The organism is Bacillus cereus group sp. BceL220 (assembly GCF_051776965.1).
GTDB classification, from domain to species: Bacteria; Bacillota; Bacilli; order Bacillales; family Bacillaceae_G; genus Bacillus_A; species Bacillus_A cereus.
In genome coordinates, this window is record NZ_JBPWBC010000002.1 from 404,825 (window position 1) to 429,164 (window position 24,340).

The following is a 24,340-nucleotide window of genomic DNA, read 5'->3' on the forward strand; positions in this document are numbered from 1 at the left end:
TATAAAAGCTATAATATGTACTAGAATTAATTTTTTGAAAATTATACGCAATTAAAGGTCTGATTTCAAGATGATGGTATCAATGTTAACGTATCCCTTTACAAAAAAATAAAAATATAAACATTTTATTAAAAATTTTAACAAAAAAACAAAAAACTATATTCACAATTGTTATATTATATGTATAATGAAAATTGTAGAAACTTGGAGATTATTCTTTCAATTCTACTTTTTAACAAGTGAGGGTACAGGAAGTGCAATTAGGGGAGGCAACACAACATGAAGAAAAAGATACCGTTATTACTTGCATCGACTTTAACTGCAAGTATGTTGCTGGGTGCGTGTAGCTACCAAAAAGATGACGCAAAAGCAAAAGGGAAAGAAAACACTACGAGTAGTAGTAACGGAAAGCAGGTTCTTAATTTAACAGAGTTATCTGAAATTCCGTCAATGGATGCATCGCTAGCATCTGACTCTGCATCTTCTACAGCATTAAATAATACGATGGAAGGTTTATATCGTATCGGCAAAGATCAAAAGAGAGTGCCTGGAATTGCAGAAGATGTTCAAAAGCTAGATGACGGAAAGAAATACATATTTAAATTAAGAAAAGATGCAAAATGGTCGAATGGGGAGCCTGTAACAGCAAAAGACTTTGTGTATTCATGGAAAAGAGCAGTAAATCCAGATACAAAAGCGACGTATTCGTACATTATGTTTGATATTAAAAATGCAGAGAAAATTCATAAAAAAGAATTACCTGCTGACCAATTAGGTGTAAAAGCGATTGATGATTATACATTAGAAGTGGAATTAGACAATCCCGTTCCTTATTTTGTTGATTTAACAGTTTATCCGGTATTTTACCCACTAAATGAAAACTTTGTAAAAGCACAAGGTGATAAGTTTGGGTTAGAGGCAAATACAACATTATATAATGGGCCATTTGTTATGAGTGATTGGAAACATGAGCAAAGCTTCCAGTTTAAGAAGAACCCATCATATTGGGATAATAAAACGGTTAAGATCGAAGAGATTAACTTTAATATTGTAAAAAATACGTCAACTGATGTAAATTTATATGAGACAAACTCGATTGATCGTGCGGCTCTAACTTCAGAATTTGTTGATAAGTTTAGACAAAGCTCAGAATTCCACACAAGAAAAGAAGCAGGGGTTGCTTACCTAAGATTTAATCAAAGTAATCAATACTTAAGTAATAAAAACCTAAGAAAAGCAATTTCAATGTCCTTTGATCGTGATAACATTGCGAAAGTTATTTTAAATAATGGTGCGATTGGAGCTTATGGATTTGTTGGAAAAGATTTCGCTGAAGGTCCGAATAAAAAAGATTTCCGAGCTGAAAATGGAAAGCTAGTTGAAACGAATCCAAAAGAAGCGAAAAAGCTTTGGGAAACAGCGAAGAAAGAGCTTGGCACTGATAAAATCGAACTAGAATTCTTAAACTTTGATAATGAAGATGCAAAAAAGGTTGGTGAATTCTTAAAAGGTGAGATGGAAAAAAACTTACCTGGTTTATCAATTAAAATTAAACAGCAGCCATTTGCACAAAAAAATAAATTAGAAGATTCTCAGCAATATGATATTGCGTTTGGTATTTGGGGCCCAGATTTCCCAGATCCAATCTCATATTTAGATATGTTTGTTACAAATGGTTCTCAAAATAAAACAGGGTATTCTAATCAGAAATATGATGAGTTAATTCTAAAAGCTAAAACAGATACAAAAGATTTACAAGCACGCTGGAACAACCTTTTAGAAGTAGAGAAGATGTTAATTAAAGAGGATGCAGTTATCACTCCAATCTTCCAAAAAGGTTCAGCATATATAGTAAAAGATGCTGTAAAAGATATTATACCAATCAACTATGGTGGTAGATTAACTTACAAATGGGCATCTGTTGAACAAAAATAATCTTTTTTTCCATCGTTTACAGGGGTATATGCCTATGATGGGCATATGCTCTTATTTTAAAAAAATAAAAGTAAGAATATTTTAAACTATCTTATTGCTTTTGAGAAAAACGGGGAGGTGCTTGACTATGGGACGTTATGTATTAAAACGTTTCGTGTACATGGCTTTGACATTATTTTTAATTACTACGCTGACTTTCTTTTTGATGAAATTACTTCCGGGTTCTCCGCTTAAAAACCAGGAGAAGCTATCACCGGCACAAAAAGAAATCATTCTTGAAAAATACGGATTGAATGATCCGGTACCAGTTCAATACGCACGTTATTTAGGTAACTTAGCAAAAGGTGATTTAGGGGTATCATTCCAATATGATAACCGTCCAGTAACAGATATGATTGTGGATCGCATTGGACCATCAGCACAGCTTGGTTTACAAGCGATTATATTAGGAACATTTATCGGTTTAATTTTAGGAATCGTTGCGGCACTTCGTAACAATACGTGGGTCGATTATGGAGCGACAATTATTTCCGTACTCGGGATGTCGGTACCATCATTCGTATTCGCCGCTTTACTACAATATTTCGTAGGGGTAAAACTTGGTTGGTTCCCAGTAGCGTTCTGGAAAGGACCAGAGTTTACAGTAATGCCTACAATTGCTTTATCGATGTCAGTTATCGCAACAATCGCACGTTTCTCTCGTGCAGAATTAATTGAAGTTATGCAAGCCGATTACATTTTAACAGCAAAAGCGAAAGGGATTAGCCAAGGCGTTATCATTGTCAAACACGCACTTCGTAACGCATTAATTCCAGTAGTAACAATTTTAGGACCAATGGTTGCGGCATTAATTACAGGAACACTTGTTATCGAGCAAATTTATGCTGTACCAGGACTAGGGGAACAGTTCGTTAAATCTATTACAGTGAATGACTATACAGTTATTATGGGAACTACGATTTTCTATAGTGCGATCTTCATTTTAGTTATTTTCATTGTCGATATTTTATACGGAATTATTGATCCTCGTATTCGTTTAGCGGGAGGGAAAAAATGATGAAAGATGTACAAAAATTATCTCCAGATTTATTTCAACAAGCCAATCAAAATAATGTTGATAATGAAGTCATTGCCCGCCCAAGCTTAACGTTTTGGCAAGATGTAAGAAGACGTTTGTTCCAACATAAAGGTGCGATGATTGGTTTTGTATTATTAAGCCTTATTATATTACTAGCGATTTTTGGACCGATGGTAAGTAAACACTCGTATAAAGAGCAAGATTTAGGTCGTGCGAAAATGCCACCGAAAATTCCTGTTATTGAAAATGTTCATTGGTTACCATTTGACGGTACAGATCAATATGGTGTTGACCAATATGAAAAACGTGATATTAAAGAGTACTTCTGGTTTGGTACAGATGATCTTGGTCGTGATTTATGGACAAGAACATGGGAAGGTACACGCGTATCATTATATATCGCTCTTTTAGCAGCAGCAATTGACTTAGTAATTGGGGTTGCATACGGAGGTATTTCAGCCTTTTATGGCGGCAGAGTAGATAATATTATGCAACGTATTATGGAGATTATTAACGGTATTCCATACTTAATCATCGTTATCTTAATGGTAATCATTATGGGATCTGGTATATGGTCAATTACACTCGCAATGGCAATTACAGGTTGGATAGGGATGTCGCGTATCGTTCGTGGACAAATCCTGAAATTAAAAAACCAAGAATATGTATTAGCATCTCGTACATTAGGTGCAACAAATACACAATTAATTGTGAAACATTTAATTCCAAACGTAATGGGACCTATTATCGTAATGACAATGTTTACAATTCCATCAGCGGTGTTTGGTGAAGCGTTCTTAAGTTTCATCGGTTTAGGAATTCAGCCACCATTTGCGTCACTAGGTTCTCTTGTAAATGACGGTTATAAATCTATTCAAACGTATCCGCATATGATGTTCATCCCTGCGGTTGTCATCAGTATATTAATTTTAGCGTTTAACTTAATGGCAGACGGATTACGCGACGCGTTAGATCCAAAAATGCGTAAGTAAAAGAGGGGAGAGGCAAAGATGAAAACATTGTTAGAGGTAAAAGATTTACAAGTCTCCTTTGATACACATGCAGGTGAAGTACAAGCTGTACGCGGCGTTACTTTTGATTTGAAAAAAGGAGAGACATTGGCGATTGTAGGAGAATCTGGTTCAGGGAAATCAGTTACTTCTAAAGCGTTAATGGGATTAATTCCGAATCCTCCTGGACGCATTAAAAATGGTGAGATTGTATTTGAAGGTCGTGACTTAACGAAATTAACAGAAAAAGAAATGCAGCAAGTACGTGGTAAAGATATCGCGATGATTTTCCAAGATCCAATGACATCATTAAACCCAACGATGACAATTGGAAATCAAATTATGGAAGGCCTTATTAAACACCAAGGGATGAGTAAAGCAGATGCACGTAAAGTTGCTTTAGAATTAATCGACCTTGTAGGTATTCCAAATCCAGAAGCTCGTTTAAAACAATATCCTCACCAATTCTCAGGTGGTATGAGACAGCGTGTAGTTATTGCGATGGCGTTAGCTTGTAACCCGAAATTATTAATTGCCGATGAGCCGACAACAGCGCTAGACGTTACGATTCAGGCACAAATTTTAGAACTTATGAAAGACATTCAGCAAAAAACAGAAGCGGCAATTATTTTCATTACGCATGACTTAGGTGTAGTAGCAAACGTTGCTGACCGAGTGGCAGTTATGTACGCTGGTAAAGTTGTTGAAATTGGAACTGTAGATGAAATTTTCTATAATCCGAAACATCCATATACTTGGGGCTTAATCGCATCTATGCCAAGTTTAGATGGCTCAGAGGAAGAGTTATATGCAATTCCTGGAACGCCTCCGGATTTATTAAAGCCGCCAAAGGGTGATGCTTTTGCACCACGTAACCCACAGGCACTAAAAATTGATTTTGAAATGGACCCACCTTTATTTAAAGTAAGTGATACACACTATGCGGCAACTTGGTTACTTCACGAGCAAGCTCCAGAAGTAAAACCGCCGGCAGTCGTTGAAAAACGTATTCTTCAAATGAAAGCAGGTGAACAACATGACTAAACAACGTGAGAAATTAATTGAAGTAAAAAATGTAAAGCAGCACTTCGACGTGAGTGGTGGTGTTGTCAAAGCGGTTAATGATATTTCATTTGATATTTACCGCGGAGAAACATTTGGTCTTGTAGGAGAATCAGGTTGTGGTAAATCAACAACTGGAAGAACGATTATTCGTTTATATGATGCAACTGCTGGTGAAGTATTGTTCGATGGTGAAAACGTACATGGTAAGAAATCACGCGCAGAATTGAAGAAATTCAACCGTAAAATGCAAATGATTTTCCAAGATCCATACGCATCATTAAATCCTCGTATGACAGTAGGGGATATTATCGCAGAAGGTATTGATATTCACGGATTAGCGAAAAGTAAAAAAGAGCGCATGGACCGTGTTCATGAATTATTAAACACAGTTGGTTTAAATAAAGAGCACGCAAACCGTTTCCCGCACGAATTCTCAGGTGGACAACGTCAGCGTATCGGTATCGCTCGAGCGCTTGCTGTAGAACCAGAATTTATCATTGCGGATGAGCCGATCTCAGCACTTGACGTATCGATTCAGGCGCAAGTTGTAAACTTACTGAAAAAGCTACAAAAAGAAAAAGGTCTAACATACTTATTCATTGCCCATGATTTATCAATGGTAAAATACATTAGTGACCGCATCGGTGTAATGTACCGTGGTCAAATCGTTGAGCTAACAACAAGTGAAGAGTTATATGCGAATCCAGTTCATCCATATACGAAATCACTATTATCAGCAATTCCGCTACCAGATCCAGATTATGAGCGCAATCGTAAACGTATCGTATACGATCCATCGCAGCATGATTACGGTAGCGAAGTGCCAACAATGCGTGAAATTCGCCCAGGACATTTCGTACTATGTTCTGAAGCAGAGTATAAGAAATATAAAGAGATTTATCAATAATAAAAAAAGCCATTCTTCCATTAAGGAAGGATGGCTTTTTTCTATACTATATAAATGAGTTGTCGGTAAGTCGATATAAATTGCATTTATTAATAACTACATCATGATCAAACAAGTACTACTGTGCCTGAACAGAACCAATCTCGTCTTGCTCTTCTGGTTTCACAAGTGCGTAACGTTCCCACGCCCTGCTTTTCCAGCGGAAGAACATAATAATGGCACGCGTCCATTCGTCGATGGCGATCGCTAGCCAAATACCAACGAGCCCCATATCTAAATGAAAGGCGAAAAAGTAACCTAGTGGTAAACTCATTAACACCATAGAGAATGCACCGATTAAAACAGGATATTTTGCATCACCAGCTGCACGAAGCGAATTAATGATGACGATATTCATCGTACGTCCCGTTTCAAGTAGTACACTTAGTAAAAGAACACTTGCGCCTAACCCGATAATGTGCGGATTATCTGTAAACAGTCCCATTAATTGTGTACGGAATGTAATAACGAGAGCGACCATACATAGAGTTACACCAATCGCCCATTTTACACTTTTCCATAAGCGTTCGTATGCTTCATCCTTTTCGCCACCACCAACAAGGCGGCCAATAATAATGGCTGTTCCCATACCAATCGCAATTGCAAATAAATAAGTGAACATGGAAATGTTAGTAGCGTATTGTCTAGCAGCTAATGATTCCGTTCCTAAGTACGTTGCGTAATAAAGGAAGACGATTTGACAAGCTTGATACATCACTTGTTCAAATGCAGATGGAATACCGATTTTTAAAATTTTCCCAATGTATTCTTTGGATAAAGTGAAGTAATATTGTAATTTCACGCGATATTCCATAACGCGGTATAGTAACCAGAAGAAAACAATAAGTGCGATCAATCGACTGATAGCGGAAGAAATTGCAGCCCCTTGTACACCGAGCTCAGGGAAACCAAATTTCCCGAAAATGAGTACGTAGTTTCCAGCGATATGAATAATATTCATTCCGAGTGAAATAAACATCGCTTGCTTTGTAAAACCATGTACACGGATGATTGCGGCTAATGAGTTAATGATAGCTTGCAGGAAGATAGCCCCTCCGACGATAGATAAGTAGTTTTGCGCATACGTTAGTACATCGCCTTGTAAGTTCATTGCGAGCATCATATGTTTCGAAAATAAAAGAAAACCAGCGCTTATAACGAGCCCAACTATTAAATTTAATGTGACGGCTAATGCTGATATTTTAGATGCTTCCATAAAGCGTCTGGAACCGAGGTATTGAGATACAACGATAGCAGCGCCGTTCCCGATGACTTCTAATACCAAAATCGCAATATGGAGATATTGATTCGCTGCACCAACCCCAGATACAGCATCGTCTGATAATGCACTTAACATGAAAGTATCAGCGATCCCCATCAACATAAAAAGAAAAACTTCTAGAAAAATAGGCCATGTTAATAAGAATAAACTTAATTTCTCTGTCGGCCCATTTTTTTCCTGAATTGCTGTCATGTCCGTCCCCTCTTTACCGATATCTATTTTTAGCAAAATGTATCGTAACATACTTTCTTATCCTTTGCACTCATTTTAGCCTACATATTTTTAATATGAAGGGACTGCTATTTTATGTTAAAAAGGTTGGGATAATTATACATAAAGTATTATAAAATATAAAATTTATTTTTCTCTGATAATTTAGAAAAATATAAAATTAATTATTTTTGGTACTTTAGTAAAGATAATCAGCAATATAAAACGTTTACAAAGATATATTTTTTTACAGAAAATTTTAATGAAATAGAAATATAAATATACAAAAAATATATTTGTGTGTATAATATGAATTATTAGAACATATATATATTTCTTTCTGTTTGAAAATGAAAGGGCTAACATTTTTTTGGAGGGTGGAAGTATGAAAAAAAAGATACCAGTTTTTGTAGCATCAACAGTAGCGATGAGCATGTTGTTAGGGGCATGTAGCTATCAAAAAGATGAACCGCAAGCAAACGCAAAAGGGGATAGCGGGAAAAGCGGTGCGAAGCAAGTTCTTAATTTAATTGAAACACAAGAAATACCAACAATGGACCCAGCATTATCAGCTGACGCAGTTTCTTCAAAAGTAATGAACAACACGATGGAAGGTCTATACCGCCTTGGAAAAGATGATAAGTTAGTTCCAGGTGTAGCAAAAGAATTTAAAAAGTCAGAAGACGGTAAAAAATATACATTTAAATTACGTGAAGACGCGAAATGGTCAAACGGTGAGCCTTTAACGGCGAAAGATTTTGTATACGCATGGCAAAGAGCGATCAATCCAGACACAGCTGCGAAATCAGCATACATTATGTATGATATAAAAAATGCAGAGAAAATTAATAAAAAAGAGATGAGTCCTGATCAATTAGGTGTAAAAGCAATTGATGATTACACATTAGAAGTAGAATTAGACAATTCTATTCCATATCTTGTAGATTTAATGGTATATCCAATCTTTTATCCTGTGAATGAGAAATTTGTGAAAGAGCAAGGTGCGAAGTTTGGTTTAGAAGCAAATACAACACTTTATAACGGACCGTTTACATTAAGCGATTGGCAGCATGAACGCAGTTTTAAAATGACAAAGAGCTCATCATATTGGGACAATAAAGAAGTGAAGCTTGAAGAAGTAAACTTTAATATTGTAAAAGATACATCTACGCCAATTAACTTATATGAAACAAATGCAATCGATCGAGCGACGTTATTAGCAGAGTTCATCGATAAATATAAAGGAAAACCAGATTTCAAAACAGTAGAAGAGACATCTGTATTTTTCCTACGCTTAAATCAAAAAGATCCAGCTTTAGCAAATAAAAATATTCGTAAAGCAATTTCACTTGCTTTTGATCGTAAGCCGTTCGTTGATACGTTATTAAACAACGGTTCTAAGCCAGCAACAGGATTAATTCCTGATAACTTCATTAAAGGACCAGATAAAAAAGATTTTCGTGCTGTAAATGGGGATATTGTAAAACCGAACGTAAAAGAAGCGAAGAAATATTGGGAAGCTGGTAAAAAAGAACTTGGCAAAAATGAAATCGAATTAGAATTATTAAATGAAGATGTAGAGTTATCAAAGAAAACTGGTGAATATTTAAAAGGTGAATTAGAAAAAAATTTACCAGGTTTAACAGTGAAAATTAAACAACAACCATTCGCACAAAAACTAAAATTAGAAGATGCGGGTGATTATGTCATGTCATTCTCTGGATGGGGGGCAGACTTCCCAGATCCGATTACATATCTTGATATGTTTGTAACAGATGGGTCACAAAATAAGATGAAGTACTCTAATCCGAAATACGATGAAATCATTATGAAAGCGAAAAAAGATGGAAGCGATGTAGATGCTCGCTGGAAAAACTTACTTGAGGCAGAAAAAATGTTACTTGATGACGCTGCGATTGTTCCAGTATACCAACGTGGTAGAGCATACTTACAAAGAGAAACAATTAAAGATATGTACAACCATAAATATGGCCCCGATGTGAGCTTCAAATGGGCATCCCTAGGAAAATAAAAAAAGCAGGCTAACCACCTGCTTTTTTTAATACGTTCGTTTCTTATAAATGCCTTTTCCACCAACTTGGTTCCAGCCGGATTGTACATCCAAACTTTTGTTAACAAACTTCATTTTTTCTTTTTCACCAAAGAGCTTTTCACCGATGCTATTTGTAATGACACCAATCAATGCTGTTATTCCGATGATGAGGGCAGCAACCGTAATAAAATCAATAAAAAAAGCAATCATTTGCAAACTCCCCCTTTGCCTGTCTGTATGTTTATTGTATGAGATAAAAAATAAAAAAGAAAGAAATGTCAGAAAAATATTTAATTTACTTTAGAAATCGTGTAGACAGGAGGGAGAATGTTTGTTAAAATAAGAACAAACGTTCCTTTTTATTCTCATTTGTATAGTCTTACATTTCTTAATTGATTTATCAAGAAAAAGTAAGAAAACGTTCTCTTTTTCATAGGGAAGATTATAGATAAATAACTATATATTATATGAAAAATTTAGAGGAAGTGAGTATTAAAGGGGTTGAAAGTTATTGTTCAAGTACAGCTAAATTGAGCGTAATCATGTTACATAGCAGTGGAATACACGGAAGAGTTTTCTCAACTAGCAGGAAATTTGCTGTATATTTCTTGCAAAATCTATTGTATAATGATTATAGAAGTTACTTATTAAAAGTAATTGTTGTTTATTATAAGTTGTTGCTTACATGAAATGCGATTTTTGTACTTTTCAATAAGACAAGTTATCGCGAAAAATTGCTGAAGTTAGAAATTAAAACTGTATTTAGTACAGAATTTGTACTCTTTAAGGAGAGTGAGCTTTGTATGGTAACATTATATAGTTCTCCAAGCTGTACGTCTTGTAGAAAGGCGAAATTATGGCTAGAGGAAAATCATATTCCCTATACAGAACGTAATATTTTCTCAGATCCATTAACGATTGAGGAAATTAAAGAGATTTTACGTATGACAGAAAGCGGAACGGATGAGATTATTTCTACTCGTTCGAAAGTTTTCCAAGAATTGAATGTAAACTTAGAATCTTTACCACTTCAAGATTTATATAAGATGATTCGTGACTATCCGGGGATTTTACGTCGTCCAATTATGATTGACGAGAAACGCCTTCAAGTTGGTTACAACGAAGACGAAATTCGCCGTTTCTTACCACGTACAGTAAGAACGTTCCAATTACGTGAAGCACAACGTCTTGTAAATTAATTATAATAATATGAAAACCTTCTACCTATTATATAGTAGAAGGTTTTTTTTAATGTTTCACATTGCGTAATCGAACTTGTTTTACGATAAAGCCGATGCATAAAATAGTGAAAATGAACAAATAAGGAATGCTTGAAGTGAAACTTGGGTTGTTATGAAAAAAGGTTGCAAGTCTGTCTTCATGTGTAACCATTTTCCCTGCAGTATAAGCAAGAATCGCTGCACCACAATAAATGAGGAATGGAAATCGTTCCATAAGTATTAAAATAAGTTTACTGCCCCAAATAATAATAGGGATAGAAATGAGTAAGCCGATTATGACGAGTAAAAATCTCCCGTGAGCTGCACCAGCAATGGCAATAACATTATCAAACCCCATAACGAGATCCGCGAAAACAATTGTCCGCACAGCTTGAAATAAAGTTGTTTTTCCTTGAATGGCAGAAAGATCGTTGCTATCATCAGTTAATAAATTGACTGCAATTAATGTAAGTAAAACCCCGCCAATCAATTGTAGAAATGGAATGTCGAGTAAATAGACAGCTAGTATAGTAAGGACAATTCTTAGTACGATTGCTAAAAGAGTACCGATCAAAATAGCTTTATTTCGTTTCGATTCAGGTAAATTTCGGCTAGCTAGTGCGATGACGATTGCATTGTCACCACCTAATACAACATCGATACCGACAATCATTAGTACGGATGTTAAAAACTCTAAGTCCATTCGTCTGCCTCCATTTATGATGTTTTAATAAGCGAACTGTATGTATGTGATGAAGAAAGTTGTTGTTAAATAATCTCTTCTAATAGAAGTTTCACCTTATTACAGTGTACGGGGGAATGTGGAAATGTATGTCCAAATTTTTTGTAAGTAAGAAATCGCTATAATAATATATTTATGTAGTTGATCGAGTAAAGATAGGCATATAACTATTTTTGTAAAATAAATCGATTTTATTTCCATTCTGGAGAATCTTATCATAAAATGAGAGTACAAGAATCTATTGATTTGTCATATGAGTGGGGAATCCCTTCATAACAATTCTAAGCAGGAAGGGAGAGTTGTATTTTGGATATTGAAAGAATTAATGATCATACGATGAAATTTTTTATTACGTACATTGATATAGAGGATAGAGGATTTAATCGTGAAGAAATTTGGTATGATCGCGAACGAAGTGAAGAGCTCTTTTGGGAGATGATGGACGAAGCTCGTGATCATGACGATTTCTTTATTGATGGGCCGTTATGGATCCAAGTGCAAGCAGTCGATAAAGGGATTGAAGTACTTGTCACGAAAGCAGAGCTTTCAAAGGATGGGCAAAAGCTGGAACTACCGATAGGGGTAGACAAAATTATAGATATTCCTCTAGATGAAGGCATTGAATCATTATTCCAACAAGAGTTAGTCGAAGAGGTAGAAGAACAAACAGGAACAAACTTTAATGAAGATGGTACGTTTGGCTTTTTAATTAAATTTAATGATTTTGAAGATGTCATTTCATTAAGTCATCGTCTTATCTTTGAAGATATAAAAGATGAGCTGTATTCATTTGAGGACCGCTATTATGTATATGTGGAATTCGATGAAGTGCTACATGATGAAGAAGAAATCGATCGTATTTTAAGTATTGTTTTAGAATATGGGGAAGAATCAACTTTAACAATTCATCGTGTAAGTGAGTATGGAAAACAAATTGTGAAAGAGCATGCGCTTGAAACGATTCGCAATAATTTTCCTGCTAAAACGTAGGCCGATTTCTGTAGTATGAAATCGGCTTTTTATATGAAGAATAGGAAAGCTTTCTTAGTTAGGAGGTAAGAGATGAAAAATACGTTAAAGCTGATTTTCTTTATCTTGCTATTGTTCGCATTATTTGTTTCGTTACGTATGTTTATTGATGTAGCATTTTATTCAGATGTGATTGGGATAAAAGATGTTTCGATTTTAGGTATTATTAGTATTTTATTTACAGTATCTGCGTTTTTAATTGGTTGCGTTATTTTCTTAGAAAATCGCCACCCATCTAAAACACTTACATGGTTAATTGTGTTAGGGATTTTTCCTGTATTTGGCTTCTTTGCTTATTTATTATTTGGACAAAATTTTCGGAGAAAAAGAATGTTTCAAAAGAAGGCGTTACTTGATGAACAGGCGTTTTTACAATATAAAGGGCATGAAGATTACGAAGAACGAATTTTACGCAATCATAAGCATCAAGAACTGTTATTTCGTTTAGCGGATCGATTAGGTGCTTTAAATATTTCATTTCAAACTGAAACGAGGACATTAACAAATGGAGATGAAACGTTTCAGGCCATTTTAAATGGGTTAAAACGAGCGAAACATCACATTCATATGGAATATTACATTGTGCGTGATGATAAATTAGGAACAGAAATTAAAGATATTTTAATACAAAAATCAAAAGAGGGCGTTGTTGTTCGCTTTTTATATGATGCGGTTGGAAGTTTTAAGTTATCGAAATCGTATATTGAAGAATTAAACGATGCAGGTGTAGAAATGATTCCGTTCTTTCCTGTGCGCTTTCCGATTTTAAACGATAAGATTAATTATCGAAATCATAGGAAAATTGTTGTGATTGATGGGAACGAAGGGTTTGTAGGTGGATTAAATATCGGTGATGAGTATTTAGGGAAAAGTAAATATTTTGGCTTTTGGCGAGACACTCATTTGTATTTACGTGGTGAAGCGGTTCAAAGTTTACAGCTTATTTTCCTTCAAGATTGGTTTTATATGACTGGAGAGGCTGTGCTAGCTCCTGAATATTTACAAGCAAAAGCAGTTGAGGGTGATCATTGGGGAGGAGTGCAGCTAGTTGCAGGCGGCCCCGATAATAAGTGGGAAACGATTAAGCATTTATATTTCGCAATGATCGCTTCTGCTCGGAAATCTATTTGGATTGCAACGCCGTATTTTATTCCGGATGATGATATTTTATCCGCATTAAAGGTTGCTGCACTTGCTGGTATTGATGTTCGTTTATTAATGCCGAGTAAACCTGATAAGCGTACTGTCTTTTACGCATCGAGATCGTACTTCCCAGAGCTTTTAGACGCAGGAGTAAAGATATATGAATACGAAAAAGGTTTTCTTCATAGTAAAATTGTCATCGTTGATTCTGATTTAGCTTCAATTGGGACAGCTAATATGGATATGAGAAGTTTTCATTTGAATTTTGAAGTAAATGCCTTTTTATATGATACAGATAGCATTAAAAGACTTGTTCAAGACTTTAAAGACGATTTAGAAGAATCCAGTGAAATTCACGTCGATCGTTTTCATAAAAGGCGTCTGCATAGACGAATTGTTGAATCAACGTACCGGTTATTATCGCCATTATTATAAAAAGAGATGTCCGAAATTGGGACATCTCTTTTTTAAAAGGAATTTGTAATAAATTGTAGAATATAAGGAGCTGAAAGGGTGTGATTCCGATATTTATCGCTAAAAGAGAAAACGGAGAAAAAATTCATTTACTCTATAATTGTAATGAAGAGCTTTTGCGCCGTATGCGCCAACAGGAACAATTCTTTTGTGTAGCTTGTGGAAAGGAAGTGCAAATGAAATTAGGGAAACAAAAAAGTTGGCATTTTGCTCATAAAAAAGTGGATTCATGTCTTGCCTTTTATGAAGCGGAATCAACGTATCATATGCACGGTAAAGAATTGTTATATAGATGGTTCAAACGTCAAAACTTTCAGGTAGATATAGAGTACTACCTTCCAGAAATTAAGCAACGACCAGATGTTTTTGTAGAGAGGGCGGGCAGAAAAATTGCAATTGAATACCAATGTGCAAACCTTGCTATAGAGCAGCTGTACAAAAGAACCTATTCATATTGGCGAGCTGGTATACAGGTCATTTGGATCGTTGGTGGAAATCAATTGAAAAAGCAATCGGCATATTGGATGAAATTCTCCTCACTTATGGCTTTCTCCTTACAATCTTATCCTCAACCATTTCTTATTTTCTTCTGTTCGAAAGAAAAATCATTTATGAAATGTACATTTATCACTTCATTTTCTACAAGCGTCTCTTTCTCACATATTATATATTTACCAATTGAAACGACTACTTTTGAAATGCTTTTTTCTCCTGTTCCTTTCAAAAAGGAAATATTAGAACGAGAATGGAAGAAGCGAAAGGATTATTTTCGGCAAAACGCTCTGCCTATTTGGAATTATAACTATAAGTCATTATTACGCCTCTTATATCAATTTAAATGTACCCCAGCGAGCTTTCCTTCTGAAATTGGTGTTCCACTCCCTTCTGGATTTGCTTTTCAAACAAACCCATTTATATGGCAAGCTTTTCTATATATGAAGTGTATAGGGGGGCTTGCAGTAGGAGAGTGTATTTCTCTTCAATATGTGTGTAGTTATGTAAAAAGGTATACGAAAAGGCGGATACTTCCGTACTTTTCACAGCACACATGGAAAGTGGCAGTTACTGAATATATGACATTTTTATGCTATATAGGTGTATTGCATAAAGTGGGAAGTTATACGTACCGAAAAATAAGGGATGCCGTGATGTTAAAAACAGAGGAGGAAATTATGAAACATGATGAGATTTGCTTAATACATGCGCTATCTTTATTTGAGGCAAATTTTAACATGAGAGGAGGAAAAGGGGATATAATAAAGAATGATTGTGAAGGAATTACATAAGAAAAAACGAATTGTACTTAAGTAGAGATATTTAAAGGAGGGCTTAAAGAATGTCTGAACAAAACAAAGCGAAAGCATTACCAGATCGCAACGAGATTGAAGAAGCAAGTACGTGGCGATTAGAAGATATTTTCCAAACGGATGCAGAATGGGAAAAAGAATTCCAGGCTATTAAAGAGCTATTACCGAAGTTAACTGAATTTAAAGGGAAACTTGGTGACTCTGCGGACAATTTACTTGAGGCATTGCAATATGAAGATGAAATTTCAATGCGATTAGGTAAGCTATATACATATGCTCATATGCGTTACGATCAAGATACAACAAACTCTGTATATCAAGCATTAAATGATCGTGCAACAAATTTATATTCACAAGTATCTAGTAGCACAGCGTATATTGTGCCTGAAATTTTATCGATTTCAGAAGATACACTGCAAACATTCTTGAAGGAAAATAGAGATTTAAGTGTATATGAACATGCATTAGAAGAAATTACACGTCAACGCCCGCACGTATTATCAGAAGCTGAGGAGGCTTTATTAGCGGAAGCATCTGAAGTAATGAGTTCATCAAGCAATACATTCGGTATGTTGAATAACGCGGATTTAAAATTCCCATCTATTAAAGGTGAAGACGGAGAAGAAATAGAAATTACACATGGTCGTTACATTCAGTTTTTAGAAAGTGATGATCCTCGTGTTCGCGAAGATGCATTTAAAGCTGTATATGAAACGTATGGGAAATTTAAAAATACATTCGCAAGTACGTTAAGTGGAGCAGTAAAACGTAATAATTTCAATGCGCGTGTTCGTAAATATGATTCTGCTCGCCAAGCTGCACTGAGCAATAATAATATTCCGGAAGCAGTATACGATCAACTCGTTGAAACGGTAAATGATAACTTACATTTATTACACCGTTACATCGATATTCGTAAGCGTGCACTAGGACTTGATGAGCTTCATATGTATGATTTATATACACCACTTGTACCAGAAGTGAAAATGAATGTGAAATACGAAGAAGCGCAAGACCTTTTATTAAAATCTTTAAACGTACTTGGTGATGAATATGTTGATATTTTGAAAGAGGCATATGAAAATCGCTGGGTAGATGTGTATGAGAATAAAGGAAAACGAAGCGGGGCATACTCATCTGGTGCATATGGAACAAATCCGTATATTTTAATGAACTGGCATGATAATGTAAATAACTTATTTACACTTGCTCATGAGTTTGGTCATTCGGTGCATAGTTACTATACAAGAAAAACACAACCACACGTATATGGTGATTATTCCATCTTCGTAGCAGAAGTGGCATCTACTTGTAATGAAGCGCTTCTAAATGATTATTTATTAAAAACGACAGAAGATAAGAAAGAGCGTCTATATTTATTAAATCATTATTTAGAAGGATTCCGTGGTACTGTATTCCGTCAAACGATGTTTGCAGAGTTTGAACATATTATTCATAAGAAAGTACAAGAAGGACATGCTGTTACGCCAGATATGCTAACGGAAATCTACTATGATTTAAATAAGAAATATTTCGGTGACGCTTTAGTAATCGACGAAGAGATTGGTTTAGAATGGTCTCGTATTCCACACTTCTACTACAACTATTACGTATATCAATACGCAACAGGATTTAGTGCAGCGACAGCTCTATCTAAACAGATTTTAGAAGAAGGACAACCAGCAGTAGAACGTTATATTAACGAGTTCTTAAAAGCAGGAAGCTCTGATTATCCAATTGAAGTGCTGAAAAAAGCAGGAGTAGATATGGCATCTCCTGAACCAGTAAAAGAGGCGCTACAAGTATTTGAAGAGAAATTAAATGAATTAGAAGCATTATTATTTGAAGAAAAGTAATGAAAAAAGACGAGGGATTGTATCCTCGTCTTTTTTTTGAATAGATTAAATGTCGATATATGTCGAAAAAACAAGGTGGATTTCTTTGTTTTTCTAACTGAAAGGATAGTTTTACGGCTGATTTTTGAAATTAAAACCCTTTGAATCGTTTTTTATGATTGAAATAAGAGAGAGTGATAACAATGATTCCGAATAAAAGAGGTAAGGCAATAATTTTAGGAAAAGCTTGTAGTAGAGAGAGGATGTACAAGAAAAAAGAAACGATGACAGCTAGAAAGAGAAGAGCAATATAAGATTTTTTCATAAATAAACCCCCTAAATGACCTTTTTTATAGCTTATTCAAAAATGAAAACGTTTAGAATGTGACAAAAGTGTGAAATTCGACAAAAGGGGTTGTCATCTGACGTCGAATCTTGTAATATAATAAGCGTGAACGAATTCACATACAAACATATACCCCTTTGTTTGAACGTGAAAATTTCTCCCATCCCCTTTAATATTTTTATAAGCCGTAAAGAAGAAGACCTGGTGTTTACACCAGGTCTTTTTCTTTTGCTATCCATTTCCAATAACGTTCGCATTTTACTTCAATCATTTGTACTTTTCGTTTCAGTTGTAATTTTTTAAGTTCGCGCTCAATTTCTTGTTGCGGACAGTCATAAATAAATGCTACTTCTTTTGAAGATATAAATTGTGTTGCTTCTAGTAGTACTTCTAAAGGTGGTAATGGTTCTGGCTCAATTTCACATTTTACAAGTTCTTTCAATAATTGTACGTATACATCGTAGGAATAATTTCCAGCGATTTTAATACCTTCTTCATCTGAGTTCGCATGAAAAAAGACGAGGGAGGGTATTTCTGTAATATGCATTTCATTCGTGAATTTCAAGTCACATTGGAAAGCTTTTTTTGCACTAGCAGAATGTAGATCTTTTTTAAATTCTTCTACATCAATATTGCTATCTTTCGCACATGCAAGTAATAGTTCGCAGTCAGGGTTTGATACATTTTCAAGGAAAATGTATTCTTGGAGTTTTCGCAAAAACTTCGAACCTGCTTTTCGGCCTTGCAACTCCGCTGCCTTAATTGCCATCGAAACTAAATATGGTGTTGACGATGCTTCTTGCATATGTACCTTTCCATCACATGAAAAACCTTGTAAACTTGTTGTCTTTTCCCACACAAATCGAATATTAGCAGGTTTATTCCATTTGTGTGAGGAAGCGTTCGTTCCATCCACTTTTCCTGTTACGATATGACGAATAGAGAAGTATTTCCCGTATTCAAGCCATAGTTTAATAATAAAAGGCTCAATTTCCCAGCAATCTTTACAAAGTGGATCAATAAATAAATATGCTTCTACAGACTTATGCTCACATGCGGAAGGAGATGGCATATTTATATGCTTTGCTTCCTGCTTATCCATTACACTTCACCTGTTTCGTTTGGAGTATTAACCATATGCTGAGCGGTTAATGCTAAACGTTCAAAGACAAACTCTCTTATATGACCATGCACTCCAGTATCATCCATTGCTTGCTCCATGCATGATAGCCAAGCCTCTGCTCGTTTTGGAGTAATCTCAAACGGAAGATGGCGTGCTCTTAACATAGGATGACCATGTTCTTCAGTGTACAAATTAGGACCACCTAAATATTGTGTTAAAAATTGCTTCTGCTTCCTAGCGGTTTCTGTTAAATCTTCCGGGAAGATGGGAGATAAGTCAGGGTGTTTACTGACATAGGAATAAAATGTATCTACTAATATTGCAATGCATTGTTCACCGCCAATTGCTTCAAATGGTGTCATCGGTTGCTTGCTCATCCTTTATAAACTCCTTTTTCCATGAAATGTATATCTATTGTAGCAATGGAATGTTCGAGAGGGCAAATAAACAGCCTTCTCAAAGATTCTTTGCTTATTCAACGGGTGTAAACTTTTTTAGTCAGATGTATCCACTAGTGAAACATATTCACTAGTGGAATTTTCACTTTAGCGTGCTTTGTTTTGTTTGGCAAGGAAAAAGCGTTTTACTTTGTTATTTGTATGGCGAACAGGTATGTTATGTTGCGTTAATAAATGAATAAATGCAGCTTTTCCTGTTTCTTCATCTTGTACTTCAAATTCAATTTCATAATCATCGTGATTGTAATAGAAACTATGATCAAAGACAAGCGTTCCGCCTTTAAATAATGTTTCTGCTCTTTCTGTTGTTAAACTACCCATATATGTTAAAGCAGAAACAGGAATTTGTAATTTGTGTAATTGATCTACTACTGCTCCTTGAATGATTGTGTTTGTTTCCATCATCATTTTTGCTTCGTCTTCTGTTACGACTTGATGCGTTTCTAATAAACCGATTTCTGCAGGTTGTTTCAACGTTAACGTATAAGTTTCTCCTTTATGACGAATACGAAGTGCAGAGCCAGCTTCTTTTAACGAGAAGTCAGGTGTTTCAAAGTAGTGATTCACTTGTTTCGTAAATGCTTCAATAGAAAACGATTTACATAATGTATCGAATTCTTCTTTTGTAACGATATTTTTGAATTCAATTTCAATTTCTTGTGTCATTGTATAATCTCCTTTTGAAAAATAATTCTTTACACATTATCGCTTTTTCATAAATTTGGTTCAATGTTTTATTTGTTTGCGTCCATGTTATGATACAATAATACTGTTAAGTAAGACAGGAAGTTGAGATGGAGGAGTTAGAGCATGCAAAATAAAATCCAAGTTAAGAGCGTAGAAAAGAGAGAGAATGCTCTTATTTTTTGTGCGGAAAATAGTGAAATAGAGGTAAAGGAGTTAAGTGCACGTAATCATGTACTTGTAGACTCAGACAATTTATCATTTTTATATATCTTAGAAAATGAATCATCTTTCATTTATGTAAGTATTCCGCACACATGCTGGGAAGCAATGCATGAAGCGATGAATAACGATGTGGTTATGTTCGTTAGCGTGAATGACATTGAAATGGAATTAGAAGGATTAAAAGAAGAAGTAGAATATTTAGTTGAAAATATTGAAGGTAATGCAAATTACGGAGAAGAATTAGTAACTGCTGTAGAAAAAGTATTTCTATAAGCAAATGGATTGATTTTGGTGGTGGTTGAAATGAATCGAAATTGGGAAGAATTTTTAGCACCTTACCACCAAGCGGTGGCAGAGCTGAAAGTGAAACTAAAAGGAATGCGTACTCAATTTGCAATGTTAACAGAGCATTCTCCAATTGAGTTTGTAACAGGAAGGGTAAAGTCGGTTGCAAGTATTATTGATAAAGCGGAGAAGAGAAATGTACCGCTAGACCGATTGAGAGAAGATATGCAGGATATTGCTGGGCTTAGAATGATGTGTCAATTTGTTGATGAGATTAAGCCTGTTGTAGAATATCTTCGAAAACGAAATGACTTTGAAATCGTGGAAGAACGTGATTATGTCACGCAAAAGAAAGATAGCGGTTATCGTTCTTATCATGTTGTCATTAGTTATCCTGTTCAAACGATTCAGGGTGAACAAAAAGTATTGGTAGAAATCCAAATACGCACGCTAGCAATGAACTTTTGGGCAACAATTGAGCATTCTTTAAATTATAAATATAGTGGACGTTTTCCTGAAGATATTAAAATACGCTTGCAACGTGCAGCTGAAGCGGCGTTTTTATTAGATGAAGAAATGTCTTCTATTCGTCTTGAAATTCAAGAAGCGCAAAAGGCTTTTTCAAGAAAGCAAGAAACGAAAGATTCCGAATCATAAACTAAAGGGTGTTGGGCGATGAAATTTACAATTATGTCAAAGGGAGATCAATCATCAGATACACTGGCAAGCACGATGAAAGAGTACTTGCTAGATTTTGGATTTATAATGGATGAAAAGGAACCCGATATTGTAATTTCTGTTGGGGGAGATGGAACGCTTTTGTATGCGTTTCATCGTTATTATAATCGATTGGATGAAACAGCATTTGTTGGTGTACATACAGGACATTTAGGTTTCTATGCAGATTGGTTACCGACAGAAGTAGAGAAATTAGTAATTGCGATTGCAAAAACACCATTCCAAGTGGTGGAATATCCGCTTTTAGAAGTTATTATTCGCTATGTGAATGGAAGTAAAGAGTCACAGTATTTAGCGATGAATGAGGCGACTGTAAAAAGTGCAGAAGGTACATTAGTAACAGAAGTAGAAATACGCGGAGAATATTTTGAAACATTCCGCGGGGACGGCCTTTGTATTTCTACTCCTTCAGGAAGTACTGCGTATAATAAAGCGCTTGGCGGAGCAATTATTCACCCATCTATTGAAGCGATTCAAATTGCAGAAATGGCGTCCATTAACAATCGTGTGTTTCGTACTGTAGGATCGCCACTCGTATTGCCGAAGCATCATACATGTGTGTTAAAGCCGGCTGCAGGAATGAACTTACAAATTACAGTGGATCATTTAACAATGGTCCATCAAGATGTGAAATCAATCCAGTATCGCGTAGCAAACGAGAAAGTACGATTTGTTCGTTTCCGCCCGTTCCCGTTCTGGAAACGAGTTCGTGACTCGTTTGTTGCAGATAAATAGAAAGGGTTATATATTTGAACAGATTTACATTGAAATGGGATATAGGGCTGGCTGAAGAGGGAACTTTAGTTAGGGAATTTTTGAAAACGAAAGGTATTTCTAAAGCCGCTTTAACGGATATAAAGTTTCACGGCGGGGCAATTGAAGTAAATAGTCAACATGCGAGTGTTCGTCATCAGTTGCGCGCTGGTGAAGAATTAAGTGTCTTTTTTCCAGTGGAGGAAAGAAGTGAAGGGATGATGGCAGAAGATATCCCTTTATGCATTGTATATGAAGATGATGCGGTTCTTATCATTGATAAAGAGGCGAACATGTCAACGATTCCGTCTAGAGAACATCCGACAGGGAGTGTTGCCAATGCGATTTTATCTCATTATGATAAGCAGCATCTGGCAAGTACAGTGCACATTGTAACACGGTTAGATCGTGATACTTCAGGGCTTATGCTTATTGCAAAAAATCGTTTCGTGCATCATCTTTTATCTAAGCAGCATCAACAAAAAGCTGTGAAACGAACGTATGAAGCAATTGTTCACGGTGAGATGGTAGAACGAGAAGGAATGATTGATGCACCAATTGGTCGGAAATCTGATAGCATTATTGAGCGAACGGTTTGTGAGGATGGACAAAGGGCGGTTACTCATTTTAAAGTAATTGATAGTACATATGATAAGACACATGTAGCGCTGGAGCTTGAGACAGGAAGAACGCATCAAATTCGTGTGCATATGGCTCATATAGGACATCCATTACTTGGTGATAACTTATATGGAGGAAGAAGGGATGAAATGAAACGGCAAGCACTTCATAGTAAATCTTTGACGTTTTATCATCCTATTTTAGAGAAAGAAATGTCTTTCACTATAAAAATTCCAAGCGATATGCAAGAGCTACTTAGGAATGCTTAAAAAGGGAACAAAATTCTTATATTATAAAGAATTTTGTTCCCTTTTTTCTTAGCGGAATAATATTAAAATTTGGTTTTCACCCGTACGCTTTATAACGAAAAATCCACTTTCGGCTTTTGTAGCAATGCCATTGTCATTTGGACGACAATATCCATGAGTTTCGCAAGTGCTGTCATCACGTACTAACATTTGCCCAATTAATCCGACAGGAAGCCACTCGGCGCGATCTTTTCTTGCTACATATTTGCAAGCTGGATCCCATTCTGTATTTAAAAGAGGTTGTATTTCTTCTGTTTCCGTCCATACATATTGGCGTTTCCCAAAGTTATCTGTTTTATAGCGTTTTTGCCAACTTAAAGCCCCGCTATTTCCTATAAGTGCAGGGGTTGCACTAGATATTCCTAAAATGAACGAATCGTGTGAAGTAGCTATCCGAATTTTTTCTTCGCTACTAAATGTAACGAAATAACCGACATCAATAGGTTTATGACCTTCTGTTTCAAACATTTGTGCAAAATCCGTTCCGCTTGCATTGTAAGACGCGCCCTCAATGTACATTTCTCCATTATGTGCAAGCCATTTAGCACCGATATTATGGTCGGTGTCGTTTACACCATTTGCAATAAACCAAGAATAAGCTTCTTCTGCAGTGCCGAAGCGCCCCATAATATGGCTACCTGCAAAATGAGCTGTTGATGTATGATGACCTTCCGCATGAGAAGAGGAGCCGTTAGCGATAGTTGCGGTTCCTTCTGCGTGTGCTGCTTCGCCTAAAGCAGTCGTCTGTTTACCCTCTGCATGAGAATAAGCACCGCCTGCTGTCGTTTCACTTCCCTCACTATGCGAACTATGTCCAGTTGCTTTTGAGTTTGATCCTTCTGCATGAGAGAAAGAACCTTTTGCGTGCGTTAATAAGCCTTCCGCATGTGCTGCCATGCCTTCCGCATGAGAGTGAAGCCCCTCCGCATATGCATATCGGCCGCCCCTTTTAACTTTTGTATTTTCAGGTGTAGGTGTCTCAATTATGAGTGGTTTTTCAGTTTGTATATCATTCGATGAAGCTAATGCTTCTTTTATTTTTTTTACTTTGTTTATAATAGCAGCTGGAATTTCTGGTTCCACTTTTTTATTTATTGCTACAGAAATATTTTCTTCCGCCTTTTCTTCTGTTTGGTTAGAATGTAGTACCTGTTCATCTTGATTTGAGAGCTGTTTATTTTTTTGTTGCATCTTTATTTTTTTACGATCGATTATGCGGCTCATCACAGCATTTTCTAAAGAGACATATGTTGGTTTTACTTTGCTTTTTTTTGATGACTCTTGTTCTTCCAGTTCTTCTATCGCTGCAGCTCGAATACTACACCAGTTGTTAATTCCGTACATGGGCAGATATAAAGGGGGAAATTTTCTTTTTTGTTTAGAAGATTTTTTCTTCATTCTGTCACCTCCTGCGACATTATATGTAGGGTAATTAAAAAAAGATGCACTTTATTGCATCTTTTTTTAATT

Annotated in this window: 23 protein-coding genes; 15 read left to right on the forward strand and 8 right to left on the reverse strand. The window is 35.8% G+C overall.

Features of this window, described 5'->3' with window-relative positions; translation table 11 throughout:
• Nucleotides 1-279 precede the first annotated feature (279 nt).
• The 5 genes from ACS2FK_RS06950 (at nt 280) to ACS2FK_RS06970 (ending at nt 5,995) form a co-directional block, all read left to right on the forward strand.
• Nucleotides 280-1,935: a peptide ABC transporter substrate-binding protein gene (locus ACS2FK_RS06950; protein ID WP_000727213.1), complete on the forward strand. Its 1,656-nt coding sequence runs from the start codon at nt 280-282 to the stop codon at nt 1,933-1,935.
• 127 nt (nt 1,936-2,062) lie between these two features.
• The gene (gene opp3b, locus ACS2FK_RS06955; RefSeq protein ID WP_023521423.1) at nt 2,063-2,992 is read left to right on the forward strand and encodes an oligopeptide ABC transporter permease; all 930 of its coding nucleotides are present in this window, start codon (nt 2,063-2,065) and stop codon (nt 2,990-2,992) included.
• A complete protein-coding gene (opp3C, locus tag ACS2FK_RS06960) occupies nt 2,989-4,005 on the forward strand; it encodes an oligopeptide ABC transporter permease (RefSeq protein WP_000974103.1) in 1,017 nt (338 codons plus the stop codon). The genes opp3b and opp3C overlap by 4 nt, the downstream gene beginning before the upstream one ends.
• Nucleotides 4,006-4,023: 18 nt before the next feature.
• On the forward strand, nt 4,024-5,067 hold the full coding sequence (locus tag ACS2FK_RS06965) for an ABC transporter ATP-binding protein (protein WP_000854346.1): 1,044 nt from the start codon (nt 4,024-4,026) through the stop codon (nt 5,065-5,067).
• Nucleotides 5,060-5,995 carry an ABC transporter ATP-binding protein gene (locus ACS2FK_RS06970; protein ID WP_016082471.1) on the forward strand — a complete coding sequence of 312 codons (936 nt, stop codon included), beginning with the start codon at nt 5,060-5,062 and terminating at the stop codon, nt 5,993-5,995. The genes ACS2FK_RS06965 and ACS2FK_RS06970 overlap by 8 nt, the downstream gene beginning before the upstream one ends.
• A gap of 118 nt (nt 5,996-6,113) precedes the next feature.
• On the opposite strand, the gene ACS2FK_RS06975 is transcribed toward ACS2FK_RS06970, so the two are convergent.
• Nucleotides 6,114-7,559, reverse strand: coding sequence for an MATE family efflux transporter (locus ACS2FK_RS06975; protein WP_003291568.1), 1,446 nt, complete (start codon nt 7,557-7,559; stop codon nt 6,114-6,116).
• A 352-nt stretch (nt 7,560-7,911) separates the two neighbouring features.
• Here ACS2FK_RS06975 and ACS2FK_RS06980 point away from each other — a divergent pair, with 352 nt between their 5' ends.
• Nucleotides 7,912-9,558 (forward strand): peptide ABC transporter substrate-binding protein, encoded by a 1,647-nt coding sequence (locus ACS2FK_RS06980; RefSeq protein ID WP_000727243.1) that lies wholly within the window; start codon nt 7,912-7,914, stop codon nt 9,556-9,558.
• Nucleotides 9,559-9,585: 27 nt separating this feature from the next.
• Here the strand turns inward: ACS2FK_RS06980 and ACS2FK_RS06985 are convergent, their stop codons facing one another.
• The gene (locus ACS2FK_RS06985; RefSeq protein WP_063546792.1) at nt 9,586-9,789 is read right to left on the reverse strand and encodes a hypothetical protein; all 204 of its coding nucleotides are present in this window, start codon (nt 9,787-9,789) and stop codon (nt 9,586-9,588) included.
• Between the two features lie 593 nt (nt 9,790-10,382).
• Here ACS2FK_RS06985 and spx point away from each other — a divergent pair.
• Nucleotides 10,383-10,778, forward strand: coding sequence for a transcriptional regulator Spx (gene spx, locus ACS2FK_RS06990; protein ID WP_000258267.1), 396 nt, complete (start codon nt 10,383-10,385; stop codon nt 10,776-10,778).
• A gap of 49 nt (nt 10,779-10,827) precedes the next feature.
• On the opposite strand, the gene ACS2FK_RS06995 is transcribed toward spx, so the two are convergent.
• Nucleotides 10,828-11,502 carry a TerC family protein gene (locus ACS2FK_RS06995; RefSeq protein WP_063546794.1) on the reverse strand — a complete coding sequence of 225 codons (675 nt, stop codon included), beginning with the start codon at nt 11,500-11,502 and terminating at the stop codon, nt 10,828-10,830.
• Nucleotides 11,503-11,847: 345 nt separating this feature from the next.
• Between ACS2FK_RS06995 and mecA the strand changes: the two genes are divergently transcribed.
• The 4 genes from mecA (at nt 11,848) to pepF (ending at nt 17,350) form a co-directional block, all read left to right on the forward strand.
• Nucleotides 11,848-12,531 (forward strand): adaptor protein MecA, encoded by a 684-nt coding sequence (gene mecA / locus ACS2FK_RS07000; protein ID WP_000350715.1) that lies wholly within the window; start codon nt 11,848-11,850, stop codon nt 12,529-12,531.
• A gap of 72 nt (nt 12,532-12,603) precedes the next feature.
• The gene (locus ACS2FK_RS07005) at nt 12,604-14,148 is read left to right on the forward strand and encodes a cardiolipin synthase (RefSeq protein ID WP_000799191.1); all 1,545 of its coding nucleotides are present in this window, start codon (nt 12,604-12,606) and stop codon (nt 14,146-14,148) included.
• An 80-nt stretch (nt 14,149-14,228) separates the two neighbouring features.
• On the forward strand, nt 14,229-15,473 hold the full coding sequence (locus ACS2FK_RS07010) for a competence protein CoiA (RefSeq protein WP_063546796.1): 1,245 nt from the start codon (nt 14,229-14,231) through the stop codon (nt 15,471-15,473).
• A 50-nt stretch (nt 15,474-15,523) separates the two neighbouring features.
• Nucleotides 15,524-17,350 carry an oligoendopeptidase F gene (gene pepF, locus ACS2FK_RS07015; RefSeq protein WP_063546798.1) on the forward strand — a complete coding sequence of 609 codons (1,827 nt, stop codon included), beginning with the start codon at nt 15,524-15,526 and terminating at the stop codon, nt 17,348-17,350.
• 130 nt (nt 17,351-17,480) lie between these two features.
• Here the strand turns inward: pepF and ACS2FK_RS07020 are convergent, their stop codons facing one another.
• From ACS2FK_RS07020 to ACS2FK_RS07035, 4 genes are all read right to left on the reverse strand, one after another.
• Nucleotides 17,481-17,654: a hypothetical protein gene (locus tag ACS2FK_RS07020; RefSeq protein WP_000750354.1), complete on the reverse strand. Its 174-nt coding sequence runs from the start codon at nt 17,652-17,654 to the stop codon at nt 17,481-17,483.
• 229 nt (nt 17,655-17,883) lie between these two features.
• The gene (locus ACS2FK_RS07025) at nt 17,884-18,777 is read right to left on the reverse strand and encodes a ClpXP adapter SpxH family protein (RefSeq protein ID WP_000360645.1); all 894 of its coding nucleotides are present in this window, start codon (nt 18,775-18,777) and stop codon (nt 17,884-17,886) included.
• On the reverse strand, nt 18,777-19,175 hold the full coding sequence (locus tag ACS2FK_RS07030) for a globin domain-containing protein (RefSeq protein WP_000043386.1): 399 nt from the start codon (nt 19,173-19,175) through the stop codon (nt 18,777-18,779). Before ACS2FK_RS07030 ends, ACS2FK_RS07025 begins: the two co-directional genes overlap by 1 nt.
• 168 nt (nt 19,176-19,343) lie before the next feature.
• Nucleotides 19,344-19,922: a CYTH domain-containing protein gene (locus tag ACS2FK_RS07035; RefSeq protein ID WP_000191122.1), complete on the reverse strand. Its 579-nt coding sequence runs from the start codon at nt 19,920-19,922 to the stop codon at nt 19,344-19,346.
• A gap of 144 nt (nt 19,923-20,066) precedes the next feature.
• On the opposite strand from ACS2FK_RS07035, the gene ACS2FK_RS07040 reads away from it, so the two are divergent.
• From ACS2FK_RS07040 to ACS2FK_RS07055, 4 genes are read left to right on the forward strand one after another with little or no spacing between them, the layout of a single operon-like run.
• Entirely contained in the window at nt 20,067-20,438 is a 372-nt protein-coding gene (locus ACS2FK_RS07040) for a hypothetical protein (protein ID WP_001180005.1), read from the forward strand.
• A gap of 30 nt (nt 20,439-20,468) precedes the next feature.
• On the forward strand, nt 20,469-21,107 hold the full coding sequence (locus ACS2FK_RS07045) for a GTP pyrophosphokinase (protein ID WP_001081482.1): 639 nt from the start codon (nt 20,469-20,471) through the stop codon (nt 21,105-21,107).
• A gap of 18 nt (nt 21,108-21,125) precedes the next feature.
• Nucleotides 21,126-21,923 carry an NAD kinase gene (locus ACS2FK_RS07050; protein WP_000673190.1) on the forward strand — a complete coding sequence of 266 codons (798 nt, stop codon included), beginning with the start codon at nt 21,126-21,128 and terminating at the stop codon, nt 21,921-21,923.
• A gap of 14 nt (nt 21,924-21,937) precedes the next feature.
• The gene (locus ACS2FK_RS07055) at nt 21,938-22,831 is read left to right on the forward strand and encodes an RluA family pseudouridine synthase (RefSeq protein ID WP_001079126.1); all 894 of its coding nucleotides are present in this window, start codon (nt 21,938-21,940) and stop codon (nt 22,829-22,831) included.
• Between the two features lie 48 nt (nt 22,832-22,879).
• On the opposite strand, the gene ACS2FK_RS07060 is transcribed toward ACS2FK_RS07055, so the two are convergent.
• The gene (locus ACS2FK_RS07060) at nt 22,880-24,268 is read right to left on the reverse strand and encodes a peptidase G2 autoproteolytic cleavage domain-containing protein (RefSeq protein WP_063546800.1); all 1,389 of its coding nucleotides are present in this window, start codon (nt 24,266-24,268) and stop codon (nt 22,880-22,882) included.
• Between the last annotated feature and the right edge of the window lie 72 nt (nt 24,269-24,340).